Origin of the sequence: Paraburkholderia sp. BL18I3N2, from assembly GCF_003001875.1 — a bacterium.
Taxonomy (GTDB): Bacteria; Pseudomonadota; Gammaproteobacteria; order Burkholderiales; family Burkholderiaceae; genus Paraburkholderia; species Paraburkholderia phytofirmans.
The window spans coordinates 358,174-382,970 of record NZ_PVNC01000007.1 but is presented as its reverse complement, the minus strand read 5'-3'; the positions used below and the strand labels follow the sequence as shown (position 1 = coordinate 382,970).

The following is a 24,797-nucleotide window of genomic DNA, read 5'->3' as shown; positions in this document are numbered from 1 at the left end:
GTAGTCGCGGGGGCGCGACAAGTTGCCTCCGCGAAAACTATAGAACAACACGTCCGGCACCCGCTCAGGCGCCTGCGCCCGCCGCCAGTTGCTCCAGCGCTTCGCCCGCCAGACGCACCACGCGCCAATCCGGCATGACAGCCGCGCCCAACCTTTCATAGAAGCTGATGGCCTGCTTGTTCCAATCGAGCACGGTCCATTCGAACCGCCCGCATTGCCGTTCCACCGCCAATGCGGCAAGACGCTGCAACAACGCGGTGCCAAGACCGCTGCCCCGTTGCGAGGGTTGCACGTAGACGTCTTCGAGATACAGTCCGCGCTTGCCGACGAAGCTCGAGTAATTGTGAAAGAACAGCGCATAGCCGACGATGCGGCCTTCGCTTTCCGCCACCAACGCTTCAATGGAAGGCCGCGCGCCGAACAGCGCGTCGCGCAAGCCGTCCTCGGTCGCAACGAACACGTGCGTGAGGCTTTCGAACTGCGCGAGTTCGTACGTCAGCGCGAAGATGGCGCCGGTGTCCGCGGGCGTGGCGGCGCGGATCGTTGCGGGCATTACGCCTCTTCCGGCGCGTCGGTCAGCTGGATTTCAATGCCGCCGAAGCGCGACGCCACCCAGTTGTATGCGTGGCATGCGATCCACAGCAGGATAAAACCGAGAATCGCATTCAGCAGCAGCGCGCTGAACACCGTGCTCAGTTCCACCGAGCCGTAGCGCACGAACGCGACCAGCACGCCCAGCAGCACGATCGGCACCGAAAACGTCAGGTACACGAGGATCAGTGCTTTGGCCGTCTGTCCCGGTGCAATGAACGAGATCTGTTTTTTCATGTAAGTCAAACCCGTGTGTCGTAGTGGTAATGGGTAAAGCAGTCAATGAGCGCTGGCGGGTGCGTTGCCTCAGCCGCGCGTCGGCGTCAGATGAGACCGTCGAACAGCATGATCGCGACGCGCTCTCCTTCAGCGACCTCGCCGTCATCGTGCCCGAGCACGATGAAGCAATTGGCTTCGCTCATCGAACTCAGCACGCCGGAGCTTTGCGAACCGGTCGGCGTGACGTGCCATTGTCCGTGCGCGTCCTGTTCCGCGACGCCGCGCTGGAATTCGGTGCGCCCGGCGCGTTTGCGGATGGCCCGGCGGCTCATGGCGTGGATGACCGGCAGCGGTTGCGGCGTGGCGCCCGACATGAGCAGCAGCACTTCTCGCACGATCTGATAGAACGTCACCATCACGGCGACCGGATTGCCCGGCAAACCGAAGAATAGCGCGGGAAGCCCGACACCCGGCCGCTCACCGGACCAGACGCGGCCGAAGGCGAGCGGGCGGCCGGGGCGCATGGCGAGACTCCAGAACGCGACGTCGCCGAAAGTTTGCAGCAGTTGCTTGGTGAAATCCGCCTCGCCGACCGAGACGCCGCCCGAGGTCAGCACCACGTCGGCGCTCGCCGCGGCGCTGCGCAAGGCGGCTTCCATCGCGGCGGGCTCGTCGCGCACCACGCCGAGGTCGAGCGTGTCGACGTTCAGGCGCCGCAGCATGGCAAACAGCGTGTAGCGGTTGCTGTCGTACACGCAACCCGGATCGAGCGGCTCGCCGAGCGAGCGCAGTTCGTCGCCGGTCGAGAAGAAGGCGACGCGCAGAGGCCGCCTCACATTGACTTCGCCGATACCGAGCGAGGCCAGCAAACCGAGGTCCGACGCGCGCATGATGCGGCCCGCCCGCAGCGCGGCATGACCGCGCGCGAGGTCTTCGCCGGCGAGCCGCCGGTTTGCGCCGGCCGTCACGGCGGTGGCCGCAAAGCGGATCGAAACGGAATCGGCGCCGCGCTCGACGAGTTCTTGCGGCACGACCGTGTCGCAGTCGGCCGGCATGCAGGCGCCGGTCATGACGCGCGCGCATTGCGCGGCGTCGACGCGGCCCGCGAACGGATGCCCGGCCAGCGCCTTGCCGACGACCGCCAGTTCGACAGTGGCCGAGCCCGTGGCGAGTGCCGCGCGGTTGAACGCGTAGCCGTCCATGGCGGAGTTGTCGTGCGAAGGGACGTCGATCGGCGACACGATATCGTCCGCGAGCACGCGGTCGAGCGCGTCGCGCAAGGCCACGCGTTCAACCGCCGTGACGGGCGCGGCCCACTGACGAACAATCGCCTGTGCGGCCGGGACAGGTAGCGCGTGAGGATCGTACTGCGCGACGCAGCGGGAAAATTCGTTAGACGTGGTCATGAAGAGCTGAGCGTCGCGACCGGCGGCGGGTGCGGGAGCGGCGGTTGCCGTGCGGCCGGAGCGGGATTTCAACCGGGGCCTCAATCACGCTGGAGGTCGGCGAGTTCTTGTAGCGAATTGATATTGTAAAACGCGCGCTCGTCGGTAAAGACGACTTCCACCGTCTTGTGGCGCGCGTACCACGCGCGAACTTTACGCTCGCCGGCCTCCAGGAAGGCCGACAGATCGTCCGCGAGGCTCGTGCGCATGAGCGCGAAGACGGGATGCAAGGACGTTTGACCGTGCGCGTCGATCGTGGTGACCGTGGCGATGTCGGCTCCATTCGAGTCCAGCGCGTGCGCGAGGCGATCGGCCAGATTGGCTGGCAGCCACGGCGAGTCGCAGGGCGCACTGAGCACATAGCCGGTCGCGGCTGCCCGCAACCCGGCAAGCAGGCCGGCTAGCGGGCCTGGAAATCCAGCCAGGGTGTCCGCCACCACCGTGGCGCCGAACGGCGCGCCGAGTACGTTGTAAGTGTCGAGGTGACGATTGGCGCTGATCAGAAGGGCGCCCGTTTGTGGCGCGAGGCGCTTGAGCACATGCGCGGCGAGCGGTTCGCCGTGCAGCATTTGCAGGCCCTTGTCGGCGCCGCCCATGCGCATGCCGCGGCCGCCCGCGAGCAACAGTCCGGTAATGTGTTCGCGCGCCGGCTTCATGCGCCGCCGCTCAGCCGCCGATGTACGACATTTCGACGCGGCGGCCATCCCGCGCGCGTGAATCGGCCGAGGCGCTGCCGCGCAGTTGCGAATAGCGGTCGCCACGGTCCTGCCAGATTTCGGCGATGGCAGTGGCAATGTCGGCATCGCTCGCGCCGTTGCGCACCAGCGCGCGCAGGTCGTGCCCCGACGAAGCGAACAGACACAGGTACAGCTTGCCTTCCGTCGAGAGGCGCGCTCGCGTGCAACTGCCGCAAAAGGCGCGCGTCACGCTCGAAATCACGCCGATTTCGCCGCCGCCGTCCACGTAACCCCAGCGCTGCGCGGTCTCGGCGGCGCTGTGCGCTTCGAGCGGCGCGAGCGGGAAGTGCTCGGCAATGCGCGTAACGACGTCGGCGGACGGCAGCACTTCCGTCATGTTCCAGCCGTTCGACGTGCCGACGTCCATGTATTCGATAAAGCGCAATACCGCGCCCGAGCCTTTGAAGTGACGCGCCATCGGCACGATTTCGCTGTCGTTGGTGCCGCGCTTGACGACCATGTTCACCTTGATCGGCGCGAGGCCCACCGCGTGCGCCGCGGCAATGCCGTCCAGCACGTCGCCGACGGCGAAATCCGCATCGTTCATGCGACGAAATAGCGTGTCGTCGAGCGCGTCGAGACTCACCGTGACGCGCGTCAAACCGGCGTCTTTCAGGCTGCGCGCCTTGCGTTCCAGCAGCGAACCGTTGGTGGTCAGCGTCAGATCGAGCGGGCGGCCCGCCGGCGTAGTCAGTTGCGCGAGGCGTTCGATCAGGAATTCCAGATTTTTACGCAATAGCGGTTCGCCGCCCGTCAGACGGATTTTCTCCACGCCATGTGCGACGAACAGCCGCGCCAGCCGTTCGATTTCCTCGAAGCTCAGCAAGGCGCTGTGCGGCAAAAACGTGTAGTCCTTGTCGAACACCGCGCGAGGCATGCAATACACGCACCGGAAATTGCAACGATCCGTGACCGAAATGCGCAGGTCGCGCAGCGGTCGCGCGAGCGTGTCGTGCAGCGCGCCGCTGGGCGTCTGCACGGGGCCGGCGATAACCGGCACGGCGCTGAGATCGGCAACAGGGATGATGCGTCGGGACATGAGTTGCTTCGATGAATTACGTCGGTTAGTGCTTGAAGTAAAGCTAGATATTCATTCTATCGGAAATGATTCTGGCAGCGCGGCACCTTGGGTCGTGTCGGGGTATACGGGGAGTGGCATACCGCGGCGCGCCCGGGCTGCGGCGCGAGCCCATGAAAACAAAAAGCCCGCCGGTGAGGGCGGGCTTTTCGAGTGCGGCAGGGCAGCTTACTGCGGGTGCTGGCCTGTTTCCACCTGTTGCATCGGCGCGCTGTCGAGCGGCGGCAGCGGCTTGCGTTCGCGAGCCACGCGAGCCGGCTTGACGGTCTGGGCAGCAACTTCCTGCGCCGCGCGCAGCTTGTCGGCGTCGGTGTTCACCCAGACGAGGCCGGCTTGTTCCAGCACCGGCTTCAGGGCTTCCGCCGACACGGCGACTTGACGCGGCGCTTGCTGCGCAGCTTGCGGTGCGACGGCGACGGGCGCCGGTTCGACCGCTGCCGGTTCGGGTGCCGGTGCTACCGCTGCCACGACCGGCTGCGGTTCCACGATCTCAGCCTGCTGCGCGGGTTGAACAACCGGCGCTTCGATTGCCGCAGCCGGAGCCGCAGTCTCGACCGGAGCCGGAGCAGCGGCTTGCGCCTCGACAACCGGCGCAACCGCCGGCGCTTCGACCTGCGCATGAGCCGGGGCTTCGACGCGTGCGACCGGTTCAACCAGCGACACCGTTTCGCTAGCGGCCGGCGCAGCTTGCGCTGCTTCGACCTGCTCCGCGGCGGCTTGCGCCACCGGCGTTTCGGCGATTGGCTCGACGGCTGCCGGCGCAACCGGCGCTTCCGCGACCGGTACTACCGTTTCCGTCTTCGCAGCCTTTTCGACGGCCAGAGCCGGCGTTTCGGTTGCGGCGTGCAGTTCGGTCACCACGGCCGTTTCCGTCGCGACAGCAGCGACCACTACTTCCACCGGCGTCACGTCCTTCGCCTCGACGACTTCCGGCTTGCGCTCGACCGGCTGATGCGCCGTGCGCACCGGCGCTTCGTCGGTTGCGCTCGCATTGTCGCCTTCAGCTTCCGCGACGTCCGCTGCCAGATTGCCGTTCACGTCCTCTTCACGCTCACGACGGCCACCGCGACGGCCGCGACGGCGACGACGACGCTCTTCGCCTTCACGCGCCACTGCTTCCTGATCGATCGGCGCGCCGTTTTCGCCCAAGGCGGTCTGGTTTTGCACCAGTTCTTCCGCCGTTTGCGCTTCGCCTTGCGTCAATGCGTCCGCGGTTTCTGTTTGCGGCTTGCGGCGTTCGCCACGTTCCGCGCGTTCGCCACGTTCACGGCGCTCGCCGCGTTCCTGACGTTCGCCACGCGGTGCGGCTTCCGCCGTTTCCGCGCGCTCGGCACCGCGATTGTCGCGGTCACGGTTTTCGCGACCCTCGCGCGGCTCACGGGCCTCGCGCGGTTCACGGCCTTCGCGGGCTTCACGCGGCTCACGATTTCCACGCGGTTCGCGCGCCTCACGCGCTTCACGCGGCTCGCGGCCCTCGCGTGTTTCACGCGCCTCACGGCCTTCACGCGGCTCGCGTTCTTCGCGGCGTTGCGACGGCTGCTGACCTTGGGCTTGACGGCCGCCGGTCGTGCCTTCGCCACGGCCCGCTGCATCGCGAGTGCCCGTGCCGGTGCGGCGATTGCGGTTGCGATCGCCGCCGCGTTCGCCGGTGCGCTCACCGCGCTCCGTGCGTTCGCCGCGTTGCGGACGTGCCTGCTTTTCGGTCGCTGCCGGCGCGACGGGCGCCGGAGCGGCTGGCTGCACGCCGAACAGATTCTTCAACCAGCCGATAAAGCCGCCGCTCGCCGGCGTAACCGCGACCGGAGCCGGGGCCGCGACCGGGCGGACCGGCGCGCTCGGCGCCGGCTTTTCAGGCGTGATGCCCTTGACCGCCGCTTCCTGCTTCGGCTTCACTTCTTCGGTACGCTTGCTGTAACCGGTTTCCGATTCCAGTTCGCGGGCTGCTTCTTCGGCCATCTTCCACGAAGCGCGCGGATCGTCGAGGCGCGCGTCGTCGTGACGCAGACGCTCAAGCTTGTAATGCGGCGTATCGAGGTGCTTGTTCGGGATCAGCACGACGTTGACCTTGAAACGCGACTCGATCTTGTTGATCTCGGCACGCTTTTCGTTCAACAGGAAGGCGGTCACTTCGACCGGCACCTGACAGTGAATTGCCGCGGTGTTTTCCTTCATCGCTTCTTCCTGAATGATCCGCAGCACTTGCAGCGCGGACGATTCGGTATCGCGGATGTGGCCCGTGCCGTTACAGCGCGGGCAGGTCACGTGACTGCCTTCCGAGAGGGCCGGACGCAGACGCTGACGCGACAGTTCCATCAGGCCGAAACGCGAGATCTTGCCCATCTGGACGCGCGCGCGGTCGTGCTTGAGCGCGTCTTTCAGGCGTTGCTCGACTTCGCGCTGGCTCTTGGCGGACTCCATGTCGATGAAGTCGATCACGATCAGGCCGCCCAGGTCGCGCAGACGCAGCTGGCGGGCGACTTCGTCGGCGGCTTCGAGGTTGGTGCGCGCGGCCGTTTCCTCGATGTCGGCGCCCTTGGTGGCGCGCGCGGAGTTCACGTCGATCGCGACCAGCGCTTCGGTGTGGTCGATCACGATTGCGCCGCCCGAGGGCAGCGGCACCGTGCGCGAGTACGCCGTTTCGATCTGGTGTTCGATCTGGAAGCGCGAGAAGAGCGGTACATCGTCGTGATACCGCTTCACCTTGCTGACATTATCCGGCATCACGATATCCATGAAGGCGCGTGCCTGGTCATGAATTTCGGTCGTGTCGATCAGAATTTCGCCGATGTCCGGCTGGAAGTAGTCGCGGATCGCGCGGATCACGAGGCTCGATTCGAGATAGATCAGCATCGGCTGACCGCTCGAACCGCTTTGCGACGCGGCTTCGATCGCGCGCCACAGTTGCATCAGGTAGTTCAGGTCCCACTGCAGTTCTTCGGCGCTGCGGCCAATGCCGGCCGTGCGCGCGATGATGCTCATGCCTTCCGGCAGTTGCAGCTGCGCCATGGTTTCGCGCAGTTCCTGACGGTCGTCGCCTTCGATCCGGCGCGACACGCCGCCGCCGCGCGGATTGTTCGGCATCAGGACCAGATAGCGGCCGGCGAGCGAGATGAACGTGGTGAGGGCCGCGCCCTTGTTGCCGCGTTCCTCTTTTTCGACCTGAACGATCAGTTCCTGGCCTTCACGCAGCGCGTCCTGGATGCGCGCGGAGCGCATGTCGACGCCATCGCGGAAGTACTGGCGGGCGACTTCCTTGAACGGCAGGAAGCCGTGGCGGTCTTCGCCGTAGTTGACGAAACAGGCTTCGAGCGACGGCTCGATGCGAGTAATGATGCCCTTGTAAATGTTGCCTTTGCGCTGTTCGCGCCCGGCGGTTTCGATGTCGATATCGATGAGTTTTTGCCCATCGACGATGGCGACGCGCAGTTCTTCCTGCTGCGTCGCGTTGAACAACATTCGTTTCATTGAACGGCTCCAGAGCGGCTTAGCCTGCCCCTCCGCCGCGCGGTTGTCAGTCGCGGGGGCGAAGCGGGCAGCGGCATGCCGCGCCTTATTGTGTTTTCACAAGCACGCTGGAGCGGGAAAGCTGGTGGGAGAATTGCCTGAGAGGGCCCGGCCCATAAAACGGGCACGGTGCCGCAGGGCACATGCGAACACGGCTTCAAATAACGACCCGACACGCCGCGGGTTCTGCCGGCCGACCTTCATAAGCCTTCGTCCACTCGCGCCGGTGCGCCAACTGGGCGCGTGACCGGAGGGTCGAAGGCTGCGGTCGTGCCGCAGCGGGAAGTTCGCGCAGTCGGCGCGTCTTTTCCTGCTGGGGGTGTCTCGCCTCATTTTGACGTCGCCATGTCTTGTATTTTCTACCAGACGCCTTGGGCGCACGCCGTATTTTCGCAACCTGCAGCTTCGTAAAGCAGGGCGTCAGACCGCCCGATACCGAAGCTGAAAGTTAAATTCTTTTTTACCAAAATTCCGTTACCGTCGAAGCCGACCTTGACCGAACGCGCCTGTGGGCGCCGTCCCTGCCGGGCACTGACTTCGTGCGTGCAACTTGTTGCATCTCATTTTCAGGGTGAGCAACCAGACCCCGGCGCAAGTAAAATAACGGTTTATCGCTTGCACCTGCGCAATCCGCCCGAATTCCGGACACTGCGCCGGCCGCCGCAGACTGCTGGGCAAATTATATTCAGAATGAAAGAGTTAGGCAAAATATCCCAGAAATCGGTCGCAAGCGACCAGGTCTCGATGATCGAGATCGACGACAGCGCGGCCGGACAGCGCATCGACAACTTCTTGTTGCGCGTCTGTAAAGGCGTGCCCAAAAGCCATATTTACCGCATCCTGCGCAGCGGGGAAGTGCGGGTGAATAAGGGCCGGATAGACGCGCAATACCGTCTCGAACTGGGTGATCTGGTGCGCGTGCCGCCCATTCGCGTCGCTCAACCGAGCGAAACCGCTGCCCAGGCGCCGGTCCCGGCCGCCCATTTCAACATTATTTTCGAAGACGAGCACTTGCTTGTGATCGATAAACCAGCCGGCGTGGCGGTTCACGGCGGCAGCGGCGTCGCGTTCGGCGTGATCGAGCAGATGCGCGAGGCGCGTCCGCAGGCGAAATTTCTCGAACTGGTGCATCGGCTGGATCGTGAGACGTCCGGCATTCTGATGCTCGCCAAGAAGCGCTCGGCGCTCGTCAATCTGCACGAGCAGATTCGCGAGAACAAGATGGACAAGCGCTACTATGCTTGCGTTCACGGCGACTGGGCGAGCGACTGGGGCCGCCGCCGCGCGGTCAAGGAGCCGCTGCACAAGTATTTGACGGCCGACGGCGAGCGCCGCGTGCGCGTACAGCCGGACGGTCTCGCGTCGCATACGGTGTTCAATCTGATCGACCGCTGGCCGGAATATGCGTTGCTCGAGGCGGAACTGAAGACCGGGCGCACGCATCAGATCCGGGTCCACTTGCAGCATCTGGAACTGCCGATCGTCGGCGACGCCAAATACGGCGACTTCGCGCTGAACAAGGCACTGGCGCGCGCCAATGCCAAGCCTGGCCTGAAGCGCATGTTCCTGCACGCTTACCGGCTCAAGCTCACGCACCCGGCAACCGGCGCGCCGCTGCAGATCGAGGCGCCGCTGCCGGCCGAATGCCGCAGCTTCATCGCGCAACTCAACGAACTACGAAATGGGTCACACCCGGAGACGACACCGCATGGCTAGAGAGCAATTTGACCTGATCGTCTTCGACTGGGATGGGACGTTGATGGATTCGACCGCGCACATCACGCGCAGCATCCAGTCGGCGTGCCGCGATTTGGGTCTTCCGGTTCCCGCCGACGAGGCGGCCAGCTATGTCATCGGCCTGGGCTTGCGCGACGCGCTGCAGATTGCCGCGCCCACGCTCGATCCTTCGGACTATCCGCGGCTCGCCGAGCGGTACCGCTTCCACTATCTGGTGAAGGATCAGACCACCGAGCTGTTCGTCGGTGTGCGCGAGATGTTGCAAGAATTGCGCGATCAGGGCTATTTGCTGGCTGTGGCGACGGGCAAGAGCCGCGTCGGGCTGAATCGCGCGTTGGATCAGTCGCGCCTGACAAGCCTGTTCGACGGCACGCGCTGCGCCGACGAAACATTCTCGAAGCCGCACCCCGCGATGCTGCACGAATTGACGCGCGAACTGGGGCAGGATAACGCGCGCACGGTGATGGTCGGCGATACGACGCACGATCTGCAAATGGCGATCAACGCGGGCGTCGCGGGAATTGGCGTCACATATGGCGCGCATCCTGCGGATTCGTTGAGCGCGTTGTCGCCGAAATTCGTTGCGTCGAGTGTCAGTGTGCTGTCCGGCTGGCTGCGGGAGAACGCATGAACACCGCGGCCACGGAAGCGCAAGCGGAGGCGGTTCGCGTCTGCGCATCGGACGAGCTGGTCGACGGCGGCGCGGGCGTGCGCCACGCGGCGAAGCTCGGTGGCGGCGACGTCGTCGTGTTCTTTGTCCGCTACGATGGCCGCGCCTACGGCTACCTGAACCGTTGCGCCCACGTACCGATGGAGCTGGACTGGGCCGAAGGGCAGTTCTTCGAATCGTCCGGTTTATACTTGATGTGCGCTACACATGGCGCGATTTACGCGCCGGATACGGGCAAATGCGTCGGCGGTCCGTGCCGCGGCGGCAAATTGCGGCCGGTCCAGGTAGACGAGCGCGATACGCCGGAAGGCCGAGCCGTTTTCTGGCTGCCAGACGGCGAACTGCGCCCGGCCACATCCTGATTTTTCTCTCTTCGACCTTTCCCACTGCACCGCATGTCCGACAATTTAACTCCCGAGCCGAAGGAACCGTCTCTGAATGGCCGCCCCAGCACGTCTGCCAATGAGCCGGGCTGGGAACGCGCCGCGCTGGAACGTATCGCGCTCGCGGCGATCAACGAACAGCGCGCGGCGCGGCGGTGGAGGATTTTCTTCCGTTTTGTTTTTCTGCTGGTAGTGCTGCTGGCGATCTGGGTGGCAATCGACTTCTCCGGCGACAAGGTCGCCGCCACCGGCCGCCACACGGCTGTGGTGACGTTAAACGGTGAGATATCCGCGGATGCGAACGCGAATGCGGAAGATGTCAATACGGCGTTGCAGAGCGCGTTTGACGATTCGGGCACCGCAGGCGTGATCCTGCGCTGCAATAGTCCAGGCGGCAGTCCGGTGCAAGCGGGCATTATTTACAACGAAATTCGTCGATTACGCGCCAAATATCCTTCAATTCCGCTGTATGCGGTCGTGGGCGACATGTGCGCGTCCGGCGGTTACTACGCTGCTGCGGCGGCTGACAAGATTTATGTCGATAAGGCGAGCATCGTCGGTTCTATCGGCGTGCTGATGGACAGTTTCGGCTTCACCGGCCTGATGGATAAGCTCGGGATTCAGCGGCGTTTGCATACATCTGGTGAAAACAAGGGCTTTTTCGATCCGTTCTCGCCGGAAACGCCGAAGATGGACGAACATGCTCAAGATATGCTCGATCAGATCCACGCGCAGTTTATCGACGCGGTGCGTCAGGGGCGCGGCAAACGCCTGCATGAAACGCCGGACATGTTCTCGGGTCTTTTTTGGACTGGCCAGAAGAGCGTCGAACTCGGCCTCGCCGACGGGTTGGGCGACGCCGATTATGTGGCCCGCGATCTGTTCAAGGCGCCGGATATCGTCGATTACACGGTAAAAGAGAGCATTACAGACCGTGTTGCGCGCAAGTTCGGCGCGGCTGTCGGCAGCGGGGCGGTTCACGCCATGGCGCTTGGTGGGAAGATGAATCTGCGTTGAATTGCCGATGACAATTCGAGAAGCGCCGCGCGGTCGTCGTTTGATGATTGCGCGGCGCTCTTTTAGTTTGACATTGCCGTCAGACCCGATCACACGGCCAAGATCAGAAAAATAGCCGGTCGCTTGTGCAAGTCGATCGTCGGCTTTTTCTTCCAGTCCGCCACGGTGCGGCTGGCGATAGTTTCCGTTTCCAGCGTCAGATCCACAGCCACGCAAACGAGCGTGGAAGGCGCACAGGTCGCCAGCAGCGTATCCAGCAACGCGCGATTCCGGTAGGGCGTCTCGATAAAGATCTGCGTTTGCTTGCCTTTGCGCGACTGCTGCTCCAGGTCTCGCAACCGCTTGGCGCGTTCCGTGGCATCGACCGGGAGATATCCGTGGAACGCAAAGCTCTGCCCGTTGAGCCCTGACGCCATCAAAGCGAGCAGAATCGAACTCGGGCCCACGAACGGCACGACTTTCACGCCGCGCTCATGCGCGCGGCGCACCAGCAGGGCGCCGGGGTCGGCGACCGCCGGACAGCCCGCTTCGGAAACAAGGCCCGCGTCCGTGCCGGCAAGAAGCGGCGCGAGCAGCCTGTCGATCTCGCCGGCCGGTGTATTCACATTCAGTTCGCGAATCTCGATTTCCTGGATCGGCCGTTCCGTGCCGACCTTCTTTAGGAAAGCGCGCGTGGTTTTCGCGTTTTCGCCGATGTAATAGTGAAGCGACGCCGCACGGGCGCGCACCGGTGCGGGCAGGACGGCGTCGAGCGCCTCGGTGTCGCCTTCGCCCAGCGTGTTCGGAATCAGATAGAGCGTGCCGCTCATTGAGCCTCCAATAGTGGATAACCCACTGCGAGCAGCATGCGCGACAGTGCGATCAACGGCAGGCCGACAAGCGCGGTCGGGTCGTCGGAATGGATGGCCTCGAGCAAGGCGATGCCGAGCCCTTCGGACTTTGCGCTGCCGGCGACGTCGTACGGCGTTTCGGACAGCAAATAGGCCTCCAGCGTGGCATCCGGCAGATCGCGGAAATGCACGCGAGTGATTACGTCGACGGCTTGTACGCTTCCCGAGCGGCTGTCGAGCAGACATAGCGCACTATGGAACAGCACTTCGCGGCCGCGCATCGCCTGCAACTGGGCAAGCGCCTTGTCGTGCGTGCCTGGCTTGCCGATCTGCAGACCGTCGTAGGTGGCGACCTGATCGGAGCCGATCACGAGCGCCGCTTCGCCAGCGCCGAGTCCGCCGGCTACCGCGCGAGCTTTGGCTTGCGCGAGCCGCAGCGCGGTGACTTCGGGTGTTTCGCCGGCGAGCGGCGTCTCGTCGATTGCGGGCACGACGACATCGAACGGCACGCGCAGGCGTTCGAGCAGTTCGCGACGATAGGGCGAACTCGACGCCAGGATCAGGCGTGGCGGGCGATTGGGAGAATCTGACATGGGTAATCGACGGCTAGGGAGGCGGGGCGTACGGAACTGCGCGCGTACGGGCTTAAGTGTTTGACTCGAAAAGACAAAACGGATATGATTTTGGGCTTTTCATCGGTATGCTTGCGCTAGGCGAGTCTCGGTGCATGTCAATGGCAGTGATCACTGCGGGCAAGCACATGAGTCTCACGGGCTGTCTCGCAAATCGGTTATACCTCGCGGTTATATCCGGCGAAATCCTTGCCAACGCAGGAGCGCACATGACTGAACATCCTGGCAACCCTGCAGGTCTGTCCGACCCGCATGATATCGATCTGTTCGAATTCGCGCGGAGTGGGCGTCAGGCCGCGGGTGTCGTGCGCGTCTCGCAACTGCCGCGCATGTTAAACGAAGTCCCGGCAGAAGCGCCAGACCGCGATGCCGCGTTCACCTGGCAAGCCGAAGGGGCGACGCAGCCGGAATTGCAGGACGACGGTACCGAGGGTCCCCAGCCTTATTTGAGGATGGCGATTCACGGCGCTGCCTGGCTCGAATGTCAGCGGTGCATGACACCGTACTTGCAGGCATTCAACGTCGATGCAACTTACCGGATCGTCAACACTGAGGCGGAAGCCGAAGAGTTTCCGCTCGACGAGGATGAAGTCGAAGTGATCGTGGGTTCGAACCATTTCGATCTCATCGACTTGATCGAAGAAGAGTTGCTGCTTTCCTTGCCGCTTGTGCCTAAGCACGAGGTCTGTCCCGAAGTGCACGAGAGCCTTGTCTCTGGTGTGGCCGGTACTGAAGGCGAGGGCGACGAGGGCGCACTGGACGAGGGGGGTGAGGGCGGCGAGCCCGAGCGGCCTAATCCGTTTGCGGCGCTCCAGAGTCTCAAGCGCGGTGAGCCGGACGACAAGAAGCACTGAACAGTTGCATGGGAGCACGATGCGGGCGCATTGGCCATTCGGCCAGTGGCGGAGACCGGATCGGGCTGTGTTAGAATTCGGAAAATTTTTAGGAGTTAGTCATGGCAGTTCAACAAAATAAGAAGTCGCCGTCGAAGCGCGGCATGCACCGTTCGCACGATTTCCTGACGGCAGCGCCGCTGGCCGTGGAACCGAGCACGGGCGAAGTGCATCTGCGTCACCACGTTAGCCCGAACGGCTACTATCGCGGCAAGAAAGTCGTCAAGACGAAGAACGATTAATCGTTTCATTGCGCGTTTCACTGCGTGTCGCCCTGTGGCGTTTCGCGTGGCGATCGGCTCGCTTGACATTTTCCCGGCTCGGCAAAAAGGCGGCATTCAATTGCCGCTTTTTTGTGTCGATCGCAGTTGGCGCCTCAGCGCTTACTATGATTCCATGCAGGGCGTCTGAAATTCGTCGCACTCCATGACAGTAAAGCTCACGATAGATTGCATGGGAGGCGACCACGGCCCGTCCGTGACCGTTCCCGCTGCCGTCAACTTCGTTCGATCGCATCCCGATGCTGAACTGCTGCTCGTCGGCATCGAAAGCGCGATTCGTGCGCAGCTGAAAAAGTTGAAGGCTCAGGACCTGCCGGCGCTGACCGTCGTACCCGCTTCCGAGATCGTCGCCATGGACGATCCGGTCGAAGTCGCGCTGCGCAAGAAAAAAGATTCCTCCATGCGCGTGGCGCTAAACCGCGTCAAGGAAGGCGAGGCGCAAGCCTGCGTTTCTGCGGGCAACACCGGCGCGCTGATGGCTGTCTCGCGCTACGTGCTGAAAACGCTGTCGGGCATCGAGCGCCCGGCCATCGCGTCGGCACTACCCAATCCCAATGGCTACACGATGATGCTCGACCTGGGCGCCAACGTCGACTGCGAGCCGCAGCATCTGCTGCAGTTCGCGGAGATGGGGCACGCGCTTGTCTCCGCGCTCGAGGGCAAGGATCGGCCTACCATCGGGTTGCTCAACATCGGCGAAGAAGTCATCAAGGGCAACGACACCATCAAACGTGCCGGCGAACTGCTGCGCGCGAGTACACTTAACTTTCACGGTAACGTTGAAGGCAACGATATCTTTAAGGGCACGGTCGACGTCATCGTCTGCGACGGTTTTGTCGGCAATGTCGCGCTCAAGACGTCGGAAGGCCTCGCGCAGATGTTGTCCAACATCATCAAGGAAGAGTTCGGCCGTTCCTGGCTCACCAAGGTGATGGCGGTGCTCGCCTTGCCGGTATTGATGCGCTTCAAGAAACGCGTCGATCATCGGCAATACAATGGCGCCGCGTTGCTCGGCCTGCGCGGGCTGGTCATCAAAAGCCACGGTTCGGCGGATGCTTACGGGTTTGAGTGGGCTATCAAACGCGGGTATGATGCCGTCAAAAACGGCGTGCTGGAACGCCTTGCGCGAGCGATGGAAGAGAATGCGGGTTCTCTCGAACAGGCGGCGCGCGACGCGAGCGGTGCGGGTCAAGCAAGCCCCATCGCAGGCCAGCCAGCCGAGCCCTACGCTGCGCAATCCTCGAAGGCATAATGGCTCAATCGACAATTTATTCCCGCGTGCTGGGCACCGGCAGCTATCTGCCGCCCAACCGCGTCACCAATCAGGATCTGGCCGAGCGTCTTGGCAAGCAAGGTGTCGAGACGAGCGACGAATGGATCGTGGCCCGCACCGGCATTCATGCGCGCCACTTTGCGGACCCTGATGTCACGACCAGCGATCTCTCGCTCATCGCTTCACAACGCGCGATCGAGGCAGCGGATATCGACCCGCAGTCCATCGACCTGATCATCGTCGCGACGTCCACGCCCGACTTCGTGTTTCCGAGCACGGCGTGCCTGTTGCAGAACAAGCTCGGCATCAAGAACCACGGCGCGGCATTCGACGTGCAGGCCGTCTGTTCCGGTTTTGCCTACGCGGTGGCCACGGCGGACAGTTTCATCCGCAGCGGTCAGCATCGCACGGCGCTGGTGATCGGGGCGGAAACCTTCTCGCGCATTCTCGACTTCAACGACCGTACAACCTGCGTACTGTTCGGCGACGGCGCGGGCGCGGTGATCCTGCAGGCCTCCGAACAACCGGGCGTGCTGGCCAGCGCACTGCACGCCGACGGCAGCCATTCGAATATTCTCTGCACGCCGGGCAACGTGAACGGCGGCGTCGTGGCGGGCAGCGCGTTCCTGCATATGGACGGGCAGGCCGTGTTCAAGCTCGCCGTCAACGTGCTCGAAAAGGTCGCGGTCGAAGCGCTCGAGAAGGCCAATCTGTCGGCTGAACAGATCGACTGGCTGATTCCGCATCAGGCGAATATCCGCATCATGCAAAGCACCTGCCGCAAGCTCGGTTTGCCGCAGGAACGCATGGTCGTCACGGTGGGCGAGCACGGCAATACGTCGGCTGCGTCCATTCCGCTCGCATTCGACGTCGCGGTGCGCGACGGCCGCATCAAGCGTGGCCAGAACGTGCTGATCGAAGGTGTCGGCGGCGGCTTCACGTGGGGCGCGTCGGTTATCCGCTACTGATAGCGGCGACGTTATGGCGAGCGCTCTTCACGGCGCTCGGCTACGCTTGAGCGCGCTCGCCATCAACTGGGCGCGCCACCCACATCTGACTAAATCGATTTTGGGGACGATATGAAATTTGCGTTCGTTTTTCCTGGGCAAGGTTCGCAGTCGGTCGGCATGCTCAACGCATTCGCCGATCACGCCGTCGTGCGTGAGACGGTTCAGGAAGCCTCCGATGCGCTCAATCAGGATCTCGGCAGGCTGATCGCCGAAGGCCCCGTCGAAGATCTGAACCTCACCACCAACACCCAGCCGGTCATGCTGACCGCCGCTTACGCCATGTATCGCGCGTGGCTGCAGGCCGGCGGCTCGAAGCCGGCGATCGTCGCGGGCCATAGCCTCGGCGAGTACACCGCGCTGGTCGCGGCGGGCGCGATCGCGTTTCGCGACGCTGTGCCGCTCGTGCGTTTTCGCGCGCAAGCCATGCAGACGGCGGTGCCGGTCGGTGAAGGCGGCATGGCCGCGATTCTCGGTCTCGACGACGACGCAGTGCGCGCGGTGTGCGCCGAAGCGTCGGTCGCGGGCGTCGTCGAAGCGGTGAATTTCAATGCACCGGCGCAGGTCGTGATCGCAGGAAACAAGGCTGCGGTTGAAAAGGCCTGCGAAGTCGCGAAAGCGAAGGGCGCCAAGCGCGCGTTGCCGCTGCCGGTCTCGGCACCGTTCCACTCGTCGCTGCTCAAGCCGGCGTCGGACCAGTTGCGTGAGTATCTGGCGAGCGTCGAGGTGCAGGTGCCGGCTATTCCGGTCATCAACAACGTCGACGTCGCCGTGGTCAACGAGCCGGTCAAGATCAAGGACGCGCTGGTGCGCCAGGCAGCCGGTGCGGTGCGTTGGGTCGAAAGCGTTCAGGCCATGTCGGCTCAAGGCGTCACGCACGTGATCGAATGCGGTCCGGGCAAGGTCCTTGCGGGCCTGACCAAACGTATCGACAGCAACCTGGTTGGCGCTTCGATCTTCGATCCGGCTTCACTCGAAGAAACGCTCAAGCTGGTAACGGCAGGCTGAACGCATAGTCTCGTGAGCGTCTGGCAGCGGGCGCTGCGCGAGCAGCACCAGACGCAAGCATCAAGAATCAATCAGCCCTCCGAAGGGCATCCGGACTGACAGATGGAAAAGACTCTCGACAAGCAGATCGCAATCGTCACTGGCGCTTCGCGCGGCATTGGCCGTGCGATCGCCATGGAACTGGCGCGCCAGGGCGCGACGGTGATCGGCACGGCGACCAGCGAAAGCGGCGCGGCCGCCATCAGCGAAGCGTTTAACGCAGCCGGCGTGAACGGTCGCGGTGCGGTACTCAACGTCAACGACGCGGCTGCGGCAGAAGCGCTGATCGACGGCACGGTGAAGGAATTCGGCGCGCTGCACGTGCTGGTGAACAACGCCGGCATCACGCAGGATCAACTCGCCATGCGCATGAAGGACGACGATTGGGACGCGGTGGTCGATACCAACCTCAAGTCGGTATTCCGTCTATCGCGCGCGGTGCTGCGTCCCATGATGAAGGCGAAGGGCGGCCGCATCATCAACATCACGTCGGTGGTCGGCTCGGCCGGCAACCCTGGGCAGATCAATTACGCCGCCGCGAAAGCGGGCGTGGCGGGCATGACGCGCGCGCTCGCGCGTGAGATCGGCAGCCGCAACATCACGGTGAATTGCGTGGCGCCGGGCTTCATCGATACCGACATGACCAAAACCCTGCCGGAAGAGCAGCAAACGGCGCTGAAGACACAGATTCCGCTGGGCCGCCTCGGTAGCCCGGAAGATATCGCGCACGCCGTGGCGTTTCTGGCATCGCCGCAAGCCGGCTATATCACCGGCACGACACTGCATGTGAACGGCGGGATGTACATGTCGTAACCAAATTCGGTTACTATCCGCGCCTTGATGCGTTTGTAAATGCATAAAGGCGCATGCCTTGACAGCAACCCGATGCGCCGCTTTTTTGCCGGGTCAAACCTGATAAAATGCGCGCACCTGTATTTTTGAACTTCTTTTCCCTTGGAGGGGTAATGGACAATATCGAACAGCGCGTCAAGAAGATCGTCGCAGAACAACTGGGCGTTGCAGAAGCTGAGATCAAGAACGAAGCTTCGTTTGTGAACGACCTCGGCGCCGACTCGCTCGACACCGTTGAACTCGTGATGGCCCTCGAAGACGAATTCGGCATGGAAATTCCGGATGAAGAAGCCGAGAAGATCACCACCGTTCAGCAAGCGATCGACTACGCTCGCGCGAACGTCAAGGCCTAAGGTCATTCGCGCCCGCGTTTCTGCGTTGGCGGCGTATGACGCCCTGCCGTGTCGGTTGCCGACGCCAGCAGGGTTGGTGCTTTTTGCCGCGCGTTTTGCCAAGCAGGAGCCAGCGATGTCGACAGCGCAAGTTTTCGCGCGATTGCCGAGTTAAACAGCCACAGGGCACACAGGGCAGGTTCCTGTGGCCGCTGTGGCTTTTGCTTTTGTCATCTATGAAAAAGGGGTTACCGTGAGCCGCCGTCGTGTTGTTGTTACAGGCCTGGGGCTGATTTCGCCTGTTGGCAATAATGTTGCCGACGGCTGGGCCAATCTGGTCGCCGGCAAGTCGGGTATTGCCAATATCACGAAGTTCGATGCGTCGAACTTTTCGACTCGTTTCGCCGGCGAGGTGAAGGGCTTCAATATCGAGGACTACATCCCCGGTAAGGAAGCGCGCCACATGGATACGTTCATCCATTACGGCGTGGCTGCGGGCATCCAGGCGATGCAGGACAGCGGTCTAGAAGTCACCGACGAGAATTCGGAGCGTATCGGCGTGGTGGTCGGTTCGGGCATCGGTGGTTTGCCGATGATCGAAGTGACGCAAACCGAACTGCTCAATCGCGGCCCGCGCCGTATTTCGCCGTTCTTCGTGCCGGCGTCGATCATCAACATGATCTCCGGCCATCTGTCCATCAAGTTCGGCATCAAGGGGCCGAATCTGGCGATCGTCACCGCCTGCACCACCGGCCTGCACTGTATCGGCGAGGCATCGCGCCTGATCGAATACGGCGACGCCGACGTGATGATCGCGGGCGGCGCGGAATCGACCGTGTCGCCGCTGGGTATCGGCGGCTTTGCGGCGGCGCGCGCGCTGTCGCAACGCAACGACGATCCGGCAACCGCGAGCCGTCCGTGGGACAAAGACCGCGACGGTTTCGTGCTGGGCGAGGGTGCCGGTGTGATGGTGCTCGAAGAGTACGAACACGCGAAGGCACGCGGCGCGAAGATTTACGCCGAAGTCAGCGGCTATGGGATGAGCGGCGACGCCTATCACATGACCGCGCCGCTGGAAGACGGCGACGGCGCTCGCCGCTGCATGCTGGCCGCGTTGAAGAACGCGGGCGTCAACACGGATCAGGTGAATTACCTGAACGCGCACGGCACGTCCACGCCGCTCGGCGATCTGGCCGAAACGACCGGCATCAAGCGCGCTTTCGGCGACCACGCCAAAGACATGGTCGTGAACTCGACCAAGTCGATGACGGGTCACCTGCTGGGCGGAGCCGGCGGTCTGGAGTCGGTGTTCACCGTGCTGGCCGTGCATCATCAGGTGTCGCCGCCGACCATCAACATCTTCAACCAGGATCCGGCCTGCGACCTGGACTACTGCGCGAACACCGCGCGGGAGATGAAGATCGACGTCGCGCTGAAGAACTCGTTCGGGTTCGGCGGCACGAACGGCACGCTGGTCTTTAAGCGCGCCTGAAACGCCTGATAGTTGGTGACGCGCCAGTCGACGGCGCCGGCTGTGCCGGCGCTTTCCCCTGAATCGGCCGAGCCCGACGGAGCGTCGCAGCGGATTGCGCTGCGACGCTCCGTCGCCGTCTGGGCTGCGTTAGGGGTTTTCGTTATGACGGCGACATCGGCCGTCTTTGCTTGCCTCGCGTCGCATCTGGGAGCGTGGCAGGCCGTCCCGTTGACGCTCGCCGTGTGGGCGTGGCTTGCGCTTTGCTCGCTCCGGTATGAGCGCGCGCAGCCTGTCGCGTTGAAAATCGGGCCGGACGGATTGTCTGTCTGGAGCCGAACCGGCGCGCTGCTGGCGCAAGGCCGAGTTGCCGGTTGTTCACAATGGAGCGGCCGCCTGCTGATGCTGGCGCTGATGCCGGAGCAGGGCCGCTCACGCACTCTGCTACTTGCCGCCGACGCGCTCCCGGCACCCATCTTCCGGGAGCTGGCCGTGCTGGGCCGACGTGGCGCCGGCGCCTGACTGTAACGACTGTAACCGCTGTTACCGGCGTAACGTGCCCTGATGACGGGAACGCTACAATGGTGCCCCGCCATGCGCCCTATAGTTAACGGATTTATCAGGTGAGCGAAAAAGAAATTGATCAGGTGCTGGTCGAGCGCGTCCAGAAGGGCGACAAGGCCGCGTTCGAGCTACTGGTCTCCAAATACCACCGCAAGATTCTCAGGCTGATCTCGCGCCTCGTGCGGGACCCCGCCGAGGTAGAAGACGTCGCGCAGGACGCCTTTATCAAGGCGTACCGGGCGTTGCCGCAGTTTCGCGGCGAATCGGCTTTTTATACGTGGTTGTACCGGATTGCCGTCAACACGGCAAAGAACTACCTTGCGACCCAAGGGCGGCGCGCGCCGACCTCGACCGAAGCAGATGCTGAAGAAGCTGAAACTTTCTCGGACGCTGACCAACTAAGGGATATCAACACGCCTGAGTCGATGTTGATGAGCAAGCAGATCGCTGAGACGGTCAATGCTGCGATGGCGGTTTTACCGGAAGAGTTGCGCACCGCCATTACTCTTCGTGAAATTGAAGGTTTGAGCTACGAGGAAATCGCTGAGATGATGGGTTGCCCAATTGGCACAGTCAGATCACGAATTTTCCGCGCTCGCGAAGCCATTGCGGCAAAATTGCGTCCGTTGCTTGACACACCTGAAGGCAAGCGCTGGTAAACCACCAGCCGGTTGGAAGGGGCGCGGGTGCAATATCTGGATTAGTGGTGTCACTACGGGGTATTTGTAAGATGGGGAGCATCATGGGGTCGGTCTCGATGCAATCGCAAGCCAGCTCGCGCGGCGAGCGTCTGTCCGCTTTTGTCGACGGTGAGCTGTTCGGCGAAGAGCATCTGAATCTGGACGCGTTTATTTCCGGGCTGAATGGCGAGGATCGCGCCGCCTGGTCGAGCTATCACCTGATCGGCGACGCGTTGCGTTCCGACGATCTGGCGGTCAGCCCAGCGGCGAGCAGCGCGTTTCTGAGCGGTTTTGCCGCGCGCCTCGACAACGAGCCGCACGTGCTGGCGCCCGCCGCCATGCCAGTTGCGCGTCGTTTGCTGGCGTTGCGCCGCCGCGTCGTGCCGGCTTTCGCGGTCGCGGCGGCGGCTGCCACGCTGACGTGGATCGTCGTGCCGCAGCTGCAAGGTGTGCCGGGCGGTCCGGGCGCGGCGCAGCTTGCCTCGGTTCAACGTGGCGACGCACTGCAACGCGTGGCCATGGCGCCCGCGCCGACAGCTACGGTCCAGCCGGTTGCGCAAGACGCCAACATCATTCGCGACGCCAGTCTCGACCAGTATCTGGAAGCTCATCAGCAATTCGCGCAACAACCGGTCATGCCGGGCTCGATGCCGCTGATTCGCGCTGCCGCTGTTTCTACGCAAGGCCAATAGTTTGATGCAGACTCCGCGGTTGAATAAAACGACTATCTGGGGGCGGCTGCCGGCATTTCTGTTCTGCGCAGCCGTATTGTTGTCCGCTACACCGCGGGTTTTTGCACAAACCGACGATCCGCTCGTTGCCCGTCGCACGGCCGCGGATCTGCTGGATCGCATCCATCAGGCCGCGCAGCAACAGAATTACGAAGGCGCATTCGTCTACCAGCGCGGCAATTTCGTTCAAACGTCGCGGATCGCGCACTACGCGACCCGCGCGGACGGCGAATTCGAGCAGCTCGAAAGCCTCGACGGCAAGCCGCGCAAAATGCTGCGTCATAACGACGAGCTCTACACGTTCGTGCCGGAGCGGCATTTGTGCGTCGTGGAGAAACGTCAGAACAAAGATTCGTTCCCCGCGCTGCTGGCCGTGAGCGGCGAGCAGGTGTTGTCGGTGTACGAGCCCAAGCTGCTCGGTGACGACCGCGTCGCGGGCGTCGACAGCCAGGTGATCGAACTCGATCCGAAAGACGCCTATCGCTTTGCGTACAAGCTGTGGGCCGACAAGAAAACCGGCCTCCTGCTGCGTGCCCAGACGCTCGACACGACTGGCCAGGTGCTCGAGCAACTTTCGTTTTCTCAGATTCGCATCGGCGTGCCGGTCGACAAGGCCGGCATCGTCAACGGTATTCGTAATACGGCGGGTTGGACCGTGGTGCGTCCGCCGGTCGAGCCGGTCGACATGGCCGCGCAAGGCTGGCAGATTACGCCGACAGTACCGGGCTTCCGCAAAATTCGTGAACTGCGCCGTCCCATGGCCGCGCGCGATCCGGGCCAGCCGACCATTCCGGTGGACCAGGCGGTGTTCTCCGACGGCCTCGCGGCCATTTCGGTGTTCGTCGAACCGGTCGAAAACAACACGCGCAAGGAAGGCGCGGGGAGCAGCGGCGCCACGCACGTGCTCGTCAAGCGTCGCGGCGACTTCTGGATTACTCTGCTTGGTGAAGTGCCCCAGACCACATTGCAGCAATTTGCGTCTGCCATAGAATACAAAGCTCCGAAGTAATCCTCCGAATCCTGAATCCCTCGGCTTGCTACGATATGACGACTTTCTCGGTGCGCAAATTCCTCGCGGCCGCGGTGGTAGCGGCTTGTTTGCCGCTCGTGCCGCATACGGCGTCGGCGGCTCCGGCCGCCAATCTGCCCGACTTCACTGATCTGGTCGACAAGGTCGGCCCGGCGGTCGTCAACATTCGCACGACTACACGCGTGTCGAACAGCGGTGCTCGCGGCGGGTTGCCGCCGGGCATGGACGACGGCGACATGTCGGAGTTTTTCCGGCGCTTCTTCGGCATTCCGTTGCCGCAGTCGCCGCAATCGCCCGGTTCGCCACGTGGCGGCGACAACGGCGGCAGTGGCGGCAGTCAGGACTTGCCGGATAACAGCGATGCCGAGCAGAACAGCGGCGTCGGCTCGGGCTTCATTCTGTCGGCGGACGGCTACGTGATGACCAACGCGCACGTCATCGATGACGCGGACACCATTTACGTCACGCTCACTGACAAGCGCGAATTCAAGGCGAAGCTGATCGGCGTGGACGACCGGACCGACGTTGCCGTCGTGAAGATCAGCGCCGCCAATCTGCCGACCATCACGATCGGCGACTCGAACAAGGTGCGCGTGGGCGAATGGGTCGTGGCGATCGGCTCGCCGTTCGGTCTCGAGAACACGGTGACAGCCGGCATTGTCAGCGCCAAGGGGCGCGATACGGGCGATTATTTGCCGTTCATCCAGACCGACGTGGCCGTCAATCCGGGCAATTCAGGCGGTCCGCTGATCAATATGCAGGGCGAGGTGATCGGCATCAACTCGCAGATCTACAGTCGTACGGGCGGTTTCATGGGCATCTCCTTCGCGATTCCGATCGACGAGGCCATGCGCGTGGCAGATCAGCTGAAGGCGTCGGGTAAGGTTGTGCGCGGCCGGATCGCGGTAGCGATCGGCGAAGTGACCAAAGACGTGGCCGACTCGCTCGGCCTGCCGAAGGCGCAGGGTGCGCTGGTTAGCAGCGTCGAACCAGGTGGCCCGGCGGATAAGGCCGGCGTGCAGCCGGGCGACATCATCCTGAAGTTCAATGGCCATTCGGTCGATACGGCAACGGACCTGCCGCGCATGGTCGGCGACACCAAGCCGGGCACCAAGTCGACGATCACGATCTGGCGCAAGGGCCAGACGCGCGATCTGCCGGTGACGATCGCCGAAATGCAGCCGGATAAATCGGCCAAGGCGGATCAGAAGAAACCGCAGCCGCCGAAGCAGCGCGCCACCAACGCGCTGGGTGTGGCCGTCAGCGATATCCCTGCCGACCAACTGAAGGCGCTGAAATTGCGCAACGGCGTGCAGATCGACGCAGCGGACGGTCCCGCAGCGCGCGTCGGCTTGCAAAAGGGCGACATCATCCTGCGGGTGGGCGATACCGACATCACCAGCGCGAAGCAGTTCGACGAGGTGAGTTCGCACCTCGATCCGCAAAAGATGGTCGCGCTGCTGGTTCGTCGCGGCGAGAACACGCAGTTCGTGCCGGTCCGCCCGCGCAGCGTCCAGAAATGACGAAGGCGGCGCCGCTCACGCTCTACGGGCGCGCGTGGTGCCACCTTTGCGACGACCTGCGTGCCGCGCTCGAGCCTTTGCTGGCCGAGTTCGGCGCGCAGGTCGAAGTGATCGACGTCGACTCCGATCCAGTGCTGGAAGCCCGTTACAACGAACTGGTGCCGGTTCTGGTCTGCGACGGCGTTGAGTTGTGTCACTATCACCTCGACGAAGCGCGGGTTCGTGCTGCGCTCGCGGCACGGGTTGCGGCCACGCCCTGAGCTTGGCTCA

At 63.2% G+C, this 24,797-nt stretch carries 26 protein-coding genes; 18 read left to right on the top strand and 8 right to left on the bottom strand.

Features of this window, described 5'->3' with window-relative positions:
- Positions 1–64: 64 nt before the first annotated feature.
- The 6 genes from B0G75_RS21520 to B0G75_RS21495 all read right to left on the bottom strand — a co-directional run bounded on the left by B0G75_RS21520 (position 65) and on the right by B0G75_RS21495 (position 7,535).
- Positions 65–553: a GNAT family N-acetyltransferase gene (locus tag B0G75_RS21520; protein WP_106309908.1), complete on the bottom strand. Its 489-nt coding sequence runs from the start codon at positions 551–553 to the stop codon at positions 65–67.
- A complete protein-coding gene (locus B0G75_RS21515) occupies positions 553–828 on the bottom strand; it encodes a hypothetical protein (protein WP_006053283.1) in 276 nt (91 codons plus the stop codon). Before B0G75_RS21515 ends, B0G75_RS21520 begins: the two co-directional genes overlap by 1 nt.
- An 86-nt stretch (positions 829–914) precedes the next feature.
- On the bottom strand, positions 915–2,216 hold the full coding sequence (gene glp / locus B0G75_RS21510; protein WP_106310117.1) for a gephyrin-like molybdotransferase Glp: 1,302 nt from the start codon (positions 2,214–2,216) through the stop codon (positions 915–917).
- Between the two features lie 80 nt (positions 2,217–2,296).
- Positions 2,297–2,911 carry a molybdenum cofactor guanylyltransferase MobA gene (gene mobA, locus B0G75_RS21505; protein WP_106309905.1) on the bottom strand — a complete coding sequence of 205 codons (615 nt, stop codon included), beginning with the start codon at positions 2,909–2,911 and terminating at the stop codon, positions 2,297–2,299.
- Between the two features lie 10 nt (positions 2,912–2,921).
- Positions 2,922–4,031 (bottom strand): GTP 3',8-cyclase MoaA, encoded by a 1,110-nt coding sequence (gene moaA / locus B0G75_RS21500; RefSeq protein ID WP_106309903.1) that lies wholly within the window; start codon positions 4,029–4,031, stop codon positions 2,922–2,924.
- 207 nt (positions 4,032–4,238) lie between these two features.
- The gene (locus tag B0G75_RS21495; RefSeq protein WP_106309900.1) at positions 4,239–7,535 is read right to left on the bottom strand and encodes an Rne/Rng family ribonuclease; all 3,297 of its coding nucleotides are present in this window, start codon (positions 7,533–7,535) and stop codon (positions 4,239–4,241) included.
- A gap of 729 nt (positions 7,536–8,264) precedes the next feature.
- Between B0G75_RS21495 and B0G75_RS21490 the strand changes: the two genes are divergently transcribed.
- Genes B0G75_RS21490 through B0G75_RS21475 form a run of 4 tightly spaced genes read left to right on the top strand, consistent with a single transcriptional unit; the run spans position 8,265 to position 11,381 of the window.
- Positions 8,265–9,290, top strand: a complete 1,026-nt coding sequence (locus B0G75_RS21490) for an RluA family pseudouridine synthase (protein ID WP_106309897.1) — start codon at positions 8,265–8,267, stop codon at positions 9,288–9,290.
- Positions 9,283–9,942, top strand: a complete 660-nt coding sequence (locus tag B0G75_RS21485) for an HAD-IA family hydrolase (RefSeq protein ID WP_106309894.1) — start codon at positions 9,283–9,285, stop codon at positions 9,940–9,942. Before B0G75_RS21490 ends, B0G75_RS21485 begins: the two co-directional genes overlap by 8 nt.
- Complete coding sequence (locus B0G75_RS21480; RefSeq protein ID WP_106309891.1) at positions 9,939–10,343, top strand: Rieske 2Fe-2S domain-containing protein; 405 nt, start codon at positions 9,939–9,941, stop codon at positions 10,341–10,343. The genes B0G75_RS21485 and B0G75_RS21480 overlap by 4 nt, the downstream gene beginning before the upstream one ends.
- 33 nt (positions 10,344–10,376) lie before the next feature.
- On the top strand, positions 10,377–11,381 hold the full coding sequence (locus B0G75_RS21475; protein ID WP_106309888.1) for a S49 family peptidase: 1,005 nt from the start codon (positions 10,377–10,379) through the stop codon (positions 11,379–11,381).
- Between the two features lie 89 nt (positions 11,382–11,470).
- Here the strand turns inward: B0G75_RS21475 and B0G75_RS21470 are convergent, their stop codons facing one another.
- Complete coding sequence (locus B0G75_RS21470) at positions 11,471–12,190, bottom strand: SAM-dependent methyltransferase (RefSeq protein ID WP_106309885.1); 720 nt, start codon at positions 12,188–12,190, stop codon at positions 11,471–11,473.
- Positions 12,187–12,804, bottom strand: a complete 618-nt coding sequence (locus B0G75_RS21465) for a Maf-like protein (RefSeq protein WP_106309882.1) — start codon at positions 12,802–12,804, stop codon at positions 12,187–12,189. Before B0G75_RS21465 ends, B0G75_RS21470 begins: the two co-directional genes overlap by 4 nt.
- 248 nt (positions 12,805–13,052) lie before the next feature.
- Here B0G75_RS21465 and B0G75_RS21460 point away from each other — a divergent pair, with 248 nt between their 5' ends.
- From B0G75_RS21460 to B0G75_RS21390, 14 genes are all read left to right on the top strand, one after another.
- Positions 13,053–13,697 (top strand): DUF177 domain-containing protein, encoded by a 645-nt coding sequence (locus tag B0G75_RS21460; RefSeq protein WP_106309879.1) that lies wholly within the window; start codon positions 13,053–13,055, stop codon positions 13,695–13,697.
- 101 nt (positions 13,698–13,798) lie between these two features.
- A complete protein-coding gene (gene rpmF, locus B0G75_RS21455) occupies positions 13,799–13,978 on the top strand; it encodes a 50S ribosomal protein L32 (protein WP_006051932.1) in 180 nt (59 codons plus the stop codon).
- A gap of 184 nt (positions 13,979–14,162) precedes the next feature.
- On the top strand, positions 14,163–15,269 hold the full coding sequence (gene plsX, locus B0G75_RS21445) for a phosphate acyltransferase PlsX (RefSeq protein ID WP_012433890.1): 1,107 nt from the start codon (positions 14,163–14,165) through the stop codon (positions 15,267–15,269).
- Positions 15,269–16,258, top strand: coding sequence for a beta-ketoacyl-ACP synthase III (locus tag B0G75_RS21440; protein WP_106309876.1), 990 nt, complete (start codon positions 15,269–15,271; stop codon positions 16,256–16,258). Before plsX ends, B0G75_RS21440 begins: the two co-directional genes overlap by 1 nt.
- 111 nt (positions 16,259–16,369) lie before the next feature.
- Entirely contained in the window at positions 16,370–17,305 is a 936-nt protein-coding gene (gene fabD, locus B0G75_RS21435; protein ID WP_106309873.1) for an ACP S-malonyltransferase, read from the top strand.
- 102 nt (positions 17,306–17,407) lie between these two features.
- A complete protein-coding gene (gene fabG, locus B0G75_RS21430; RefSeq protein ID WP_012433887.1) occupies positions 17,408–18,157 on the top strand; it encodes a 3-oxoacyl-ACP reductase FabG in 750 nt (249 codons plus the stop codon).
- A 152-nt stretch (positions 18,158–18,309) separates the two neighbouring features.
- Positions 18,310–18,549: an acyl carrier protein gene (acpP, locus tag B0G75_RS21425; RefSeq protein WP_004197638.1), complete on the top strand. Its 240-nt coding sequence runs from the start codon at positions 18,310–18,312 to the stop codon at positions 18,547–18,549.
- Between the two features lie 232 nt (positions 18,550–18,781).
- On the top strand, positions 18,782–20,020 hold the full coding sequence (gene fabF, locus B0G75_RS21420; protein ID WP_106310111.1) for a beta-ketoacyl-ACP synthase II: 1,239 nt from the start codon (positions 18,782–18,784) through the stop codon (positions 20,018–20,020).
- Between the two features lie 144 nt (positions 20,021–20,164).
- Positions 20,165–20,521, top strand: coding sequence for a hypothetical protein (locus tag B0G75_RS21415; protein WP_258194607.1), 357 nt, complete (start codon positions 20,165–20,167; stop codon positions 20,519–20,521).
- Between the two features lie 101 nt (positions 20,522–20,622).
- Positions 20,623–21,222, top strand: coding sequence for an RNA polymerase sigma factor RpoE (gene rpoE / locus B0G75_RS21410; protein ID WP_006051939.1), 600 nt, complete (start codon positions 20,623–20,625; stop codon positions 21,220–21,222).
- Positions 21,223–21,305: 83 nt separating this feature from the next.
- Positions 21,306–21,935 (top strand): sigma-E factor negative regulatory protein, encoded by a 630-nt coding sequence (locus B0G75_RS21405; protein WP_106310104.1) that lies wholly within the window; start codon positions 21,306–21,308, stop codon positions 21,933–21,935.
- A gap of 4 nt (positions 21,936–21,939) precedes the next feature.
- Positions 21,940–22,983: a MucB/RseB C-terminal domain-containing protein gene (locus tag B0G75_RS21400; RefSeq protein ID WP_106310101.1), complete on the top strand. Its 1,044-nt coding sequence runs from the start codon at positions 21,940–21,942 to the stop codon at positions 22,981–22,983.
- 35 nt (positions 22,984–23,018) lie between these two features.
- Positions 23,019–24,527, top strand: a complete 1,509-nt coding sequence (locus B0G75_RS21395; RefSeq protein WP_106309870.1) for a DegQ family serine endoprotease — start codon at positions 23,019–23,021, stop codon at positions 24,525–24,527.
- The gene (locus B0G75_RS21390; protein ID WP_106309867.1) at positions 24,524–24,787 is read left to right on the top strand and encodes a glutaredoxin family protein; all 264 of its coding nucleotides are present in this window, start codon (positions 24,524–24,526) and stop codon (positions 24,785–24,787) included. The genes B0G75_RS21395 and B0G75_RS21390 overlap by 4 nt, the downstream gene beginning before the upstream one ends.
- Positions 24,788–24,797 lie beyond the last annotated feature (10 nt).

Excerpts from the sequence above, each read along its gene's own strand:
- B0G75_RS21520 (WP_106309908.1), bottom strand. The coding sequence starts at position 553 with ATGCCCGCAACGATCCGCGCCGCCACGCCCGCGGACACCGGCGCCATC.
- B0G75_RS21515 (WP_006053283.1), bottom strand. The coding sequence starts at position 828 with ATGAAAAAACAGATCTCGTTCATTGCACCGGGACAGACGGCCAAAGCA.
- glp (WP_106310117.1), bottom strand. The coding sequence starts at position 2,216 with ATGACCACGTCTAACGAATTTTCCCGCTGCGTCGCGCAGTACGATCCT.
- mobA (WP_106309905.1), bottom strand. The coding sequence starts at position 2,911 with ATGAAGCCGGCGCGCGAACACATTACCGGACTGTTGCTCGCGGGCGGC.
- moaA (WP_106309903.1), bottom strand. The coding sequence starts at position 4,031 with ATGTCCCGACGCATCATCCCTGTTGCCGATCTCAGCGCCGTGCCGGTT.
- B0G75_RS21495 (WP_106309900.1), bottom strand. The coding sequence starts at position 7,535 with ATGAAACGAATGTTGTTCAACGCGACGCAGCAGGAAGAACTGCGCGTC.
- B0G75_RS21490 (WP_106309897.1), top strand. The coding sequence starts at position 8,265 with ATGAAAGAGTTAGGCAAAATATCCCAGAAATCGGTCGCAAGCGACCAG.
- B0G75_RS21485 (WP_106309894.1), top strand. The coding sequence starts at position 9,283 with ATGGCTAGAGAGCAATTTGACCTGATCGTCTTCGACTGGGATGGGACG.
- B0G75_RS21480 (WP_106309891.1), top strand. The coding sequence starts at position 9,939 with ATGAACACCGCGGCCACGGAAGCGCAAGCGGAGGCGGTTCGCGTCTGC.
- B0G75_RS21475 (WP_106309888.1), top strand. The coding sequence starts at position 10,377 with ATGTCCGACAATTTAACTCCCGAGCCGAAGGAACCGTCTCTGAATGGC.
- B0G75_RS21470 (WP_106309885.1), bottom strand. The coding sequence starts at position 12,190 with ATGAGCGGCACGCTCTATCTGATTCCGAACACGCTGGGCGAAGGCGAC.
- B0G75_RS21465 (WP_106309882.1), bottom strand. The coding sequence starts at position 12,804 with ATGTCAGATTCTCCCAATCGCCCGCCACGCCTGATCCTGGCGTCGAGT.
- B0G75_RS21460 (WP_106309879.1), top strand. The coding sequence starts at position 13,053 with ATGACTGAACATCCTGGCAACCCTGCAGGTCTGTCCGACCCGCATGAT.
- rpmF (WP_006051932.1), top strand. The coding sequence starts at position 13,799 with ATGGCAGTTCAACAAAATAAGAAGTCGCCGTCGAAGCGCGGCATGCAC.
- plsX (WP_012433890.1), top strand. The coding sequence starts at position 14,163 with ATGACAGTAAAGCTCACGATAGATTGCATGGGAGGCGACCACGGCCCG.
- B0G75_RS21440 (WP_106309876.1), top strand. The coding sequence starts at position 15,269 with ATGGCTCAATCGACAATTTATTCCCGCGTGCTGGGCACCGGCAGCTAT.
- fabD (WP_106309873.1), top strand. The coding sequence starts at position 16,370 with ATGAAATTTGCGTTCGTTTTTCCTGGGCAAGGTTCGCAGTCGGTCGGC.
- fabG (WP_012433887.1), top strand. The coding sequence starts at position 17,408 with ATGGAAAAGACTCTCGACAAGCAGATCGCAATCGTCACTGGCGCTTCG.
- acpP (WP_004197638.1), top strand. The coding sequence starts at position 18,310 with ATGGACAATATCGAACAGCGCGTCAAGAAGATCGTCGCAGAACAACTG.
- B0G75_RS21415 (WP_258194607.1), top strand. The coding sequence starts at position 20,165 with ATGACGGCGACATCGGCCGTCTTTGCTTGCCTCGCGTCGCATCTGGGA.
- B0G75_RS21405 (WP_106310104.1), top strand. The coding sequence starts at position 21,306 with ATGGGGTCGGTCTCGATGCAATCGCAAGCCAGCTCGCGCGGCGAGCGT.
- B0G75_RS21400 (WP_106310101.1), top strand. The coding sequence starts at position 21,940 with ATGCAGACTCCGCGGTTGAATAAAACGACTATCTGGGGGCGGCTGCCG.
- B0G75_RS21395 (WP_106309870.1), top strand. The coding sequence starts at position 23,019 with ATGACGACTTTCTCGGTGCGCAAATTCCTCGCGGCCGCGGTGGTAGCG.
- B0G75_RS21390 (WP_106309867.1), top strand. The coding sequence starts at position 24,524 with ATGACGAAGGCGGCGCCGCTCACGCTCTACGGGCGCGCGTGGTGCCAC.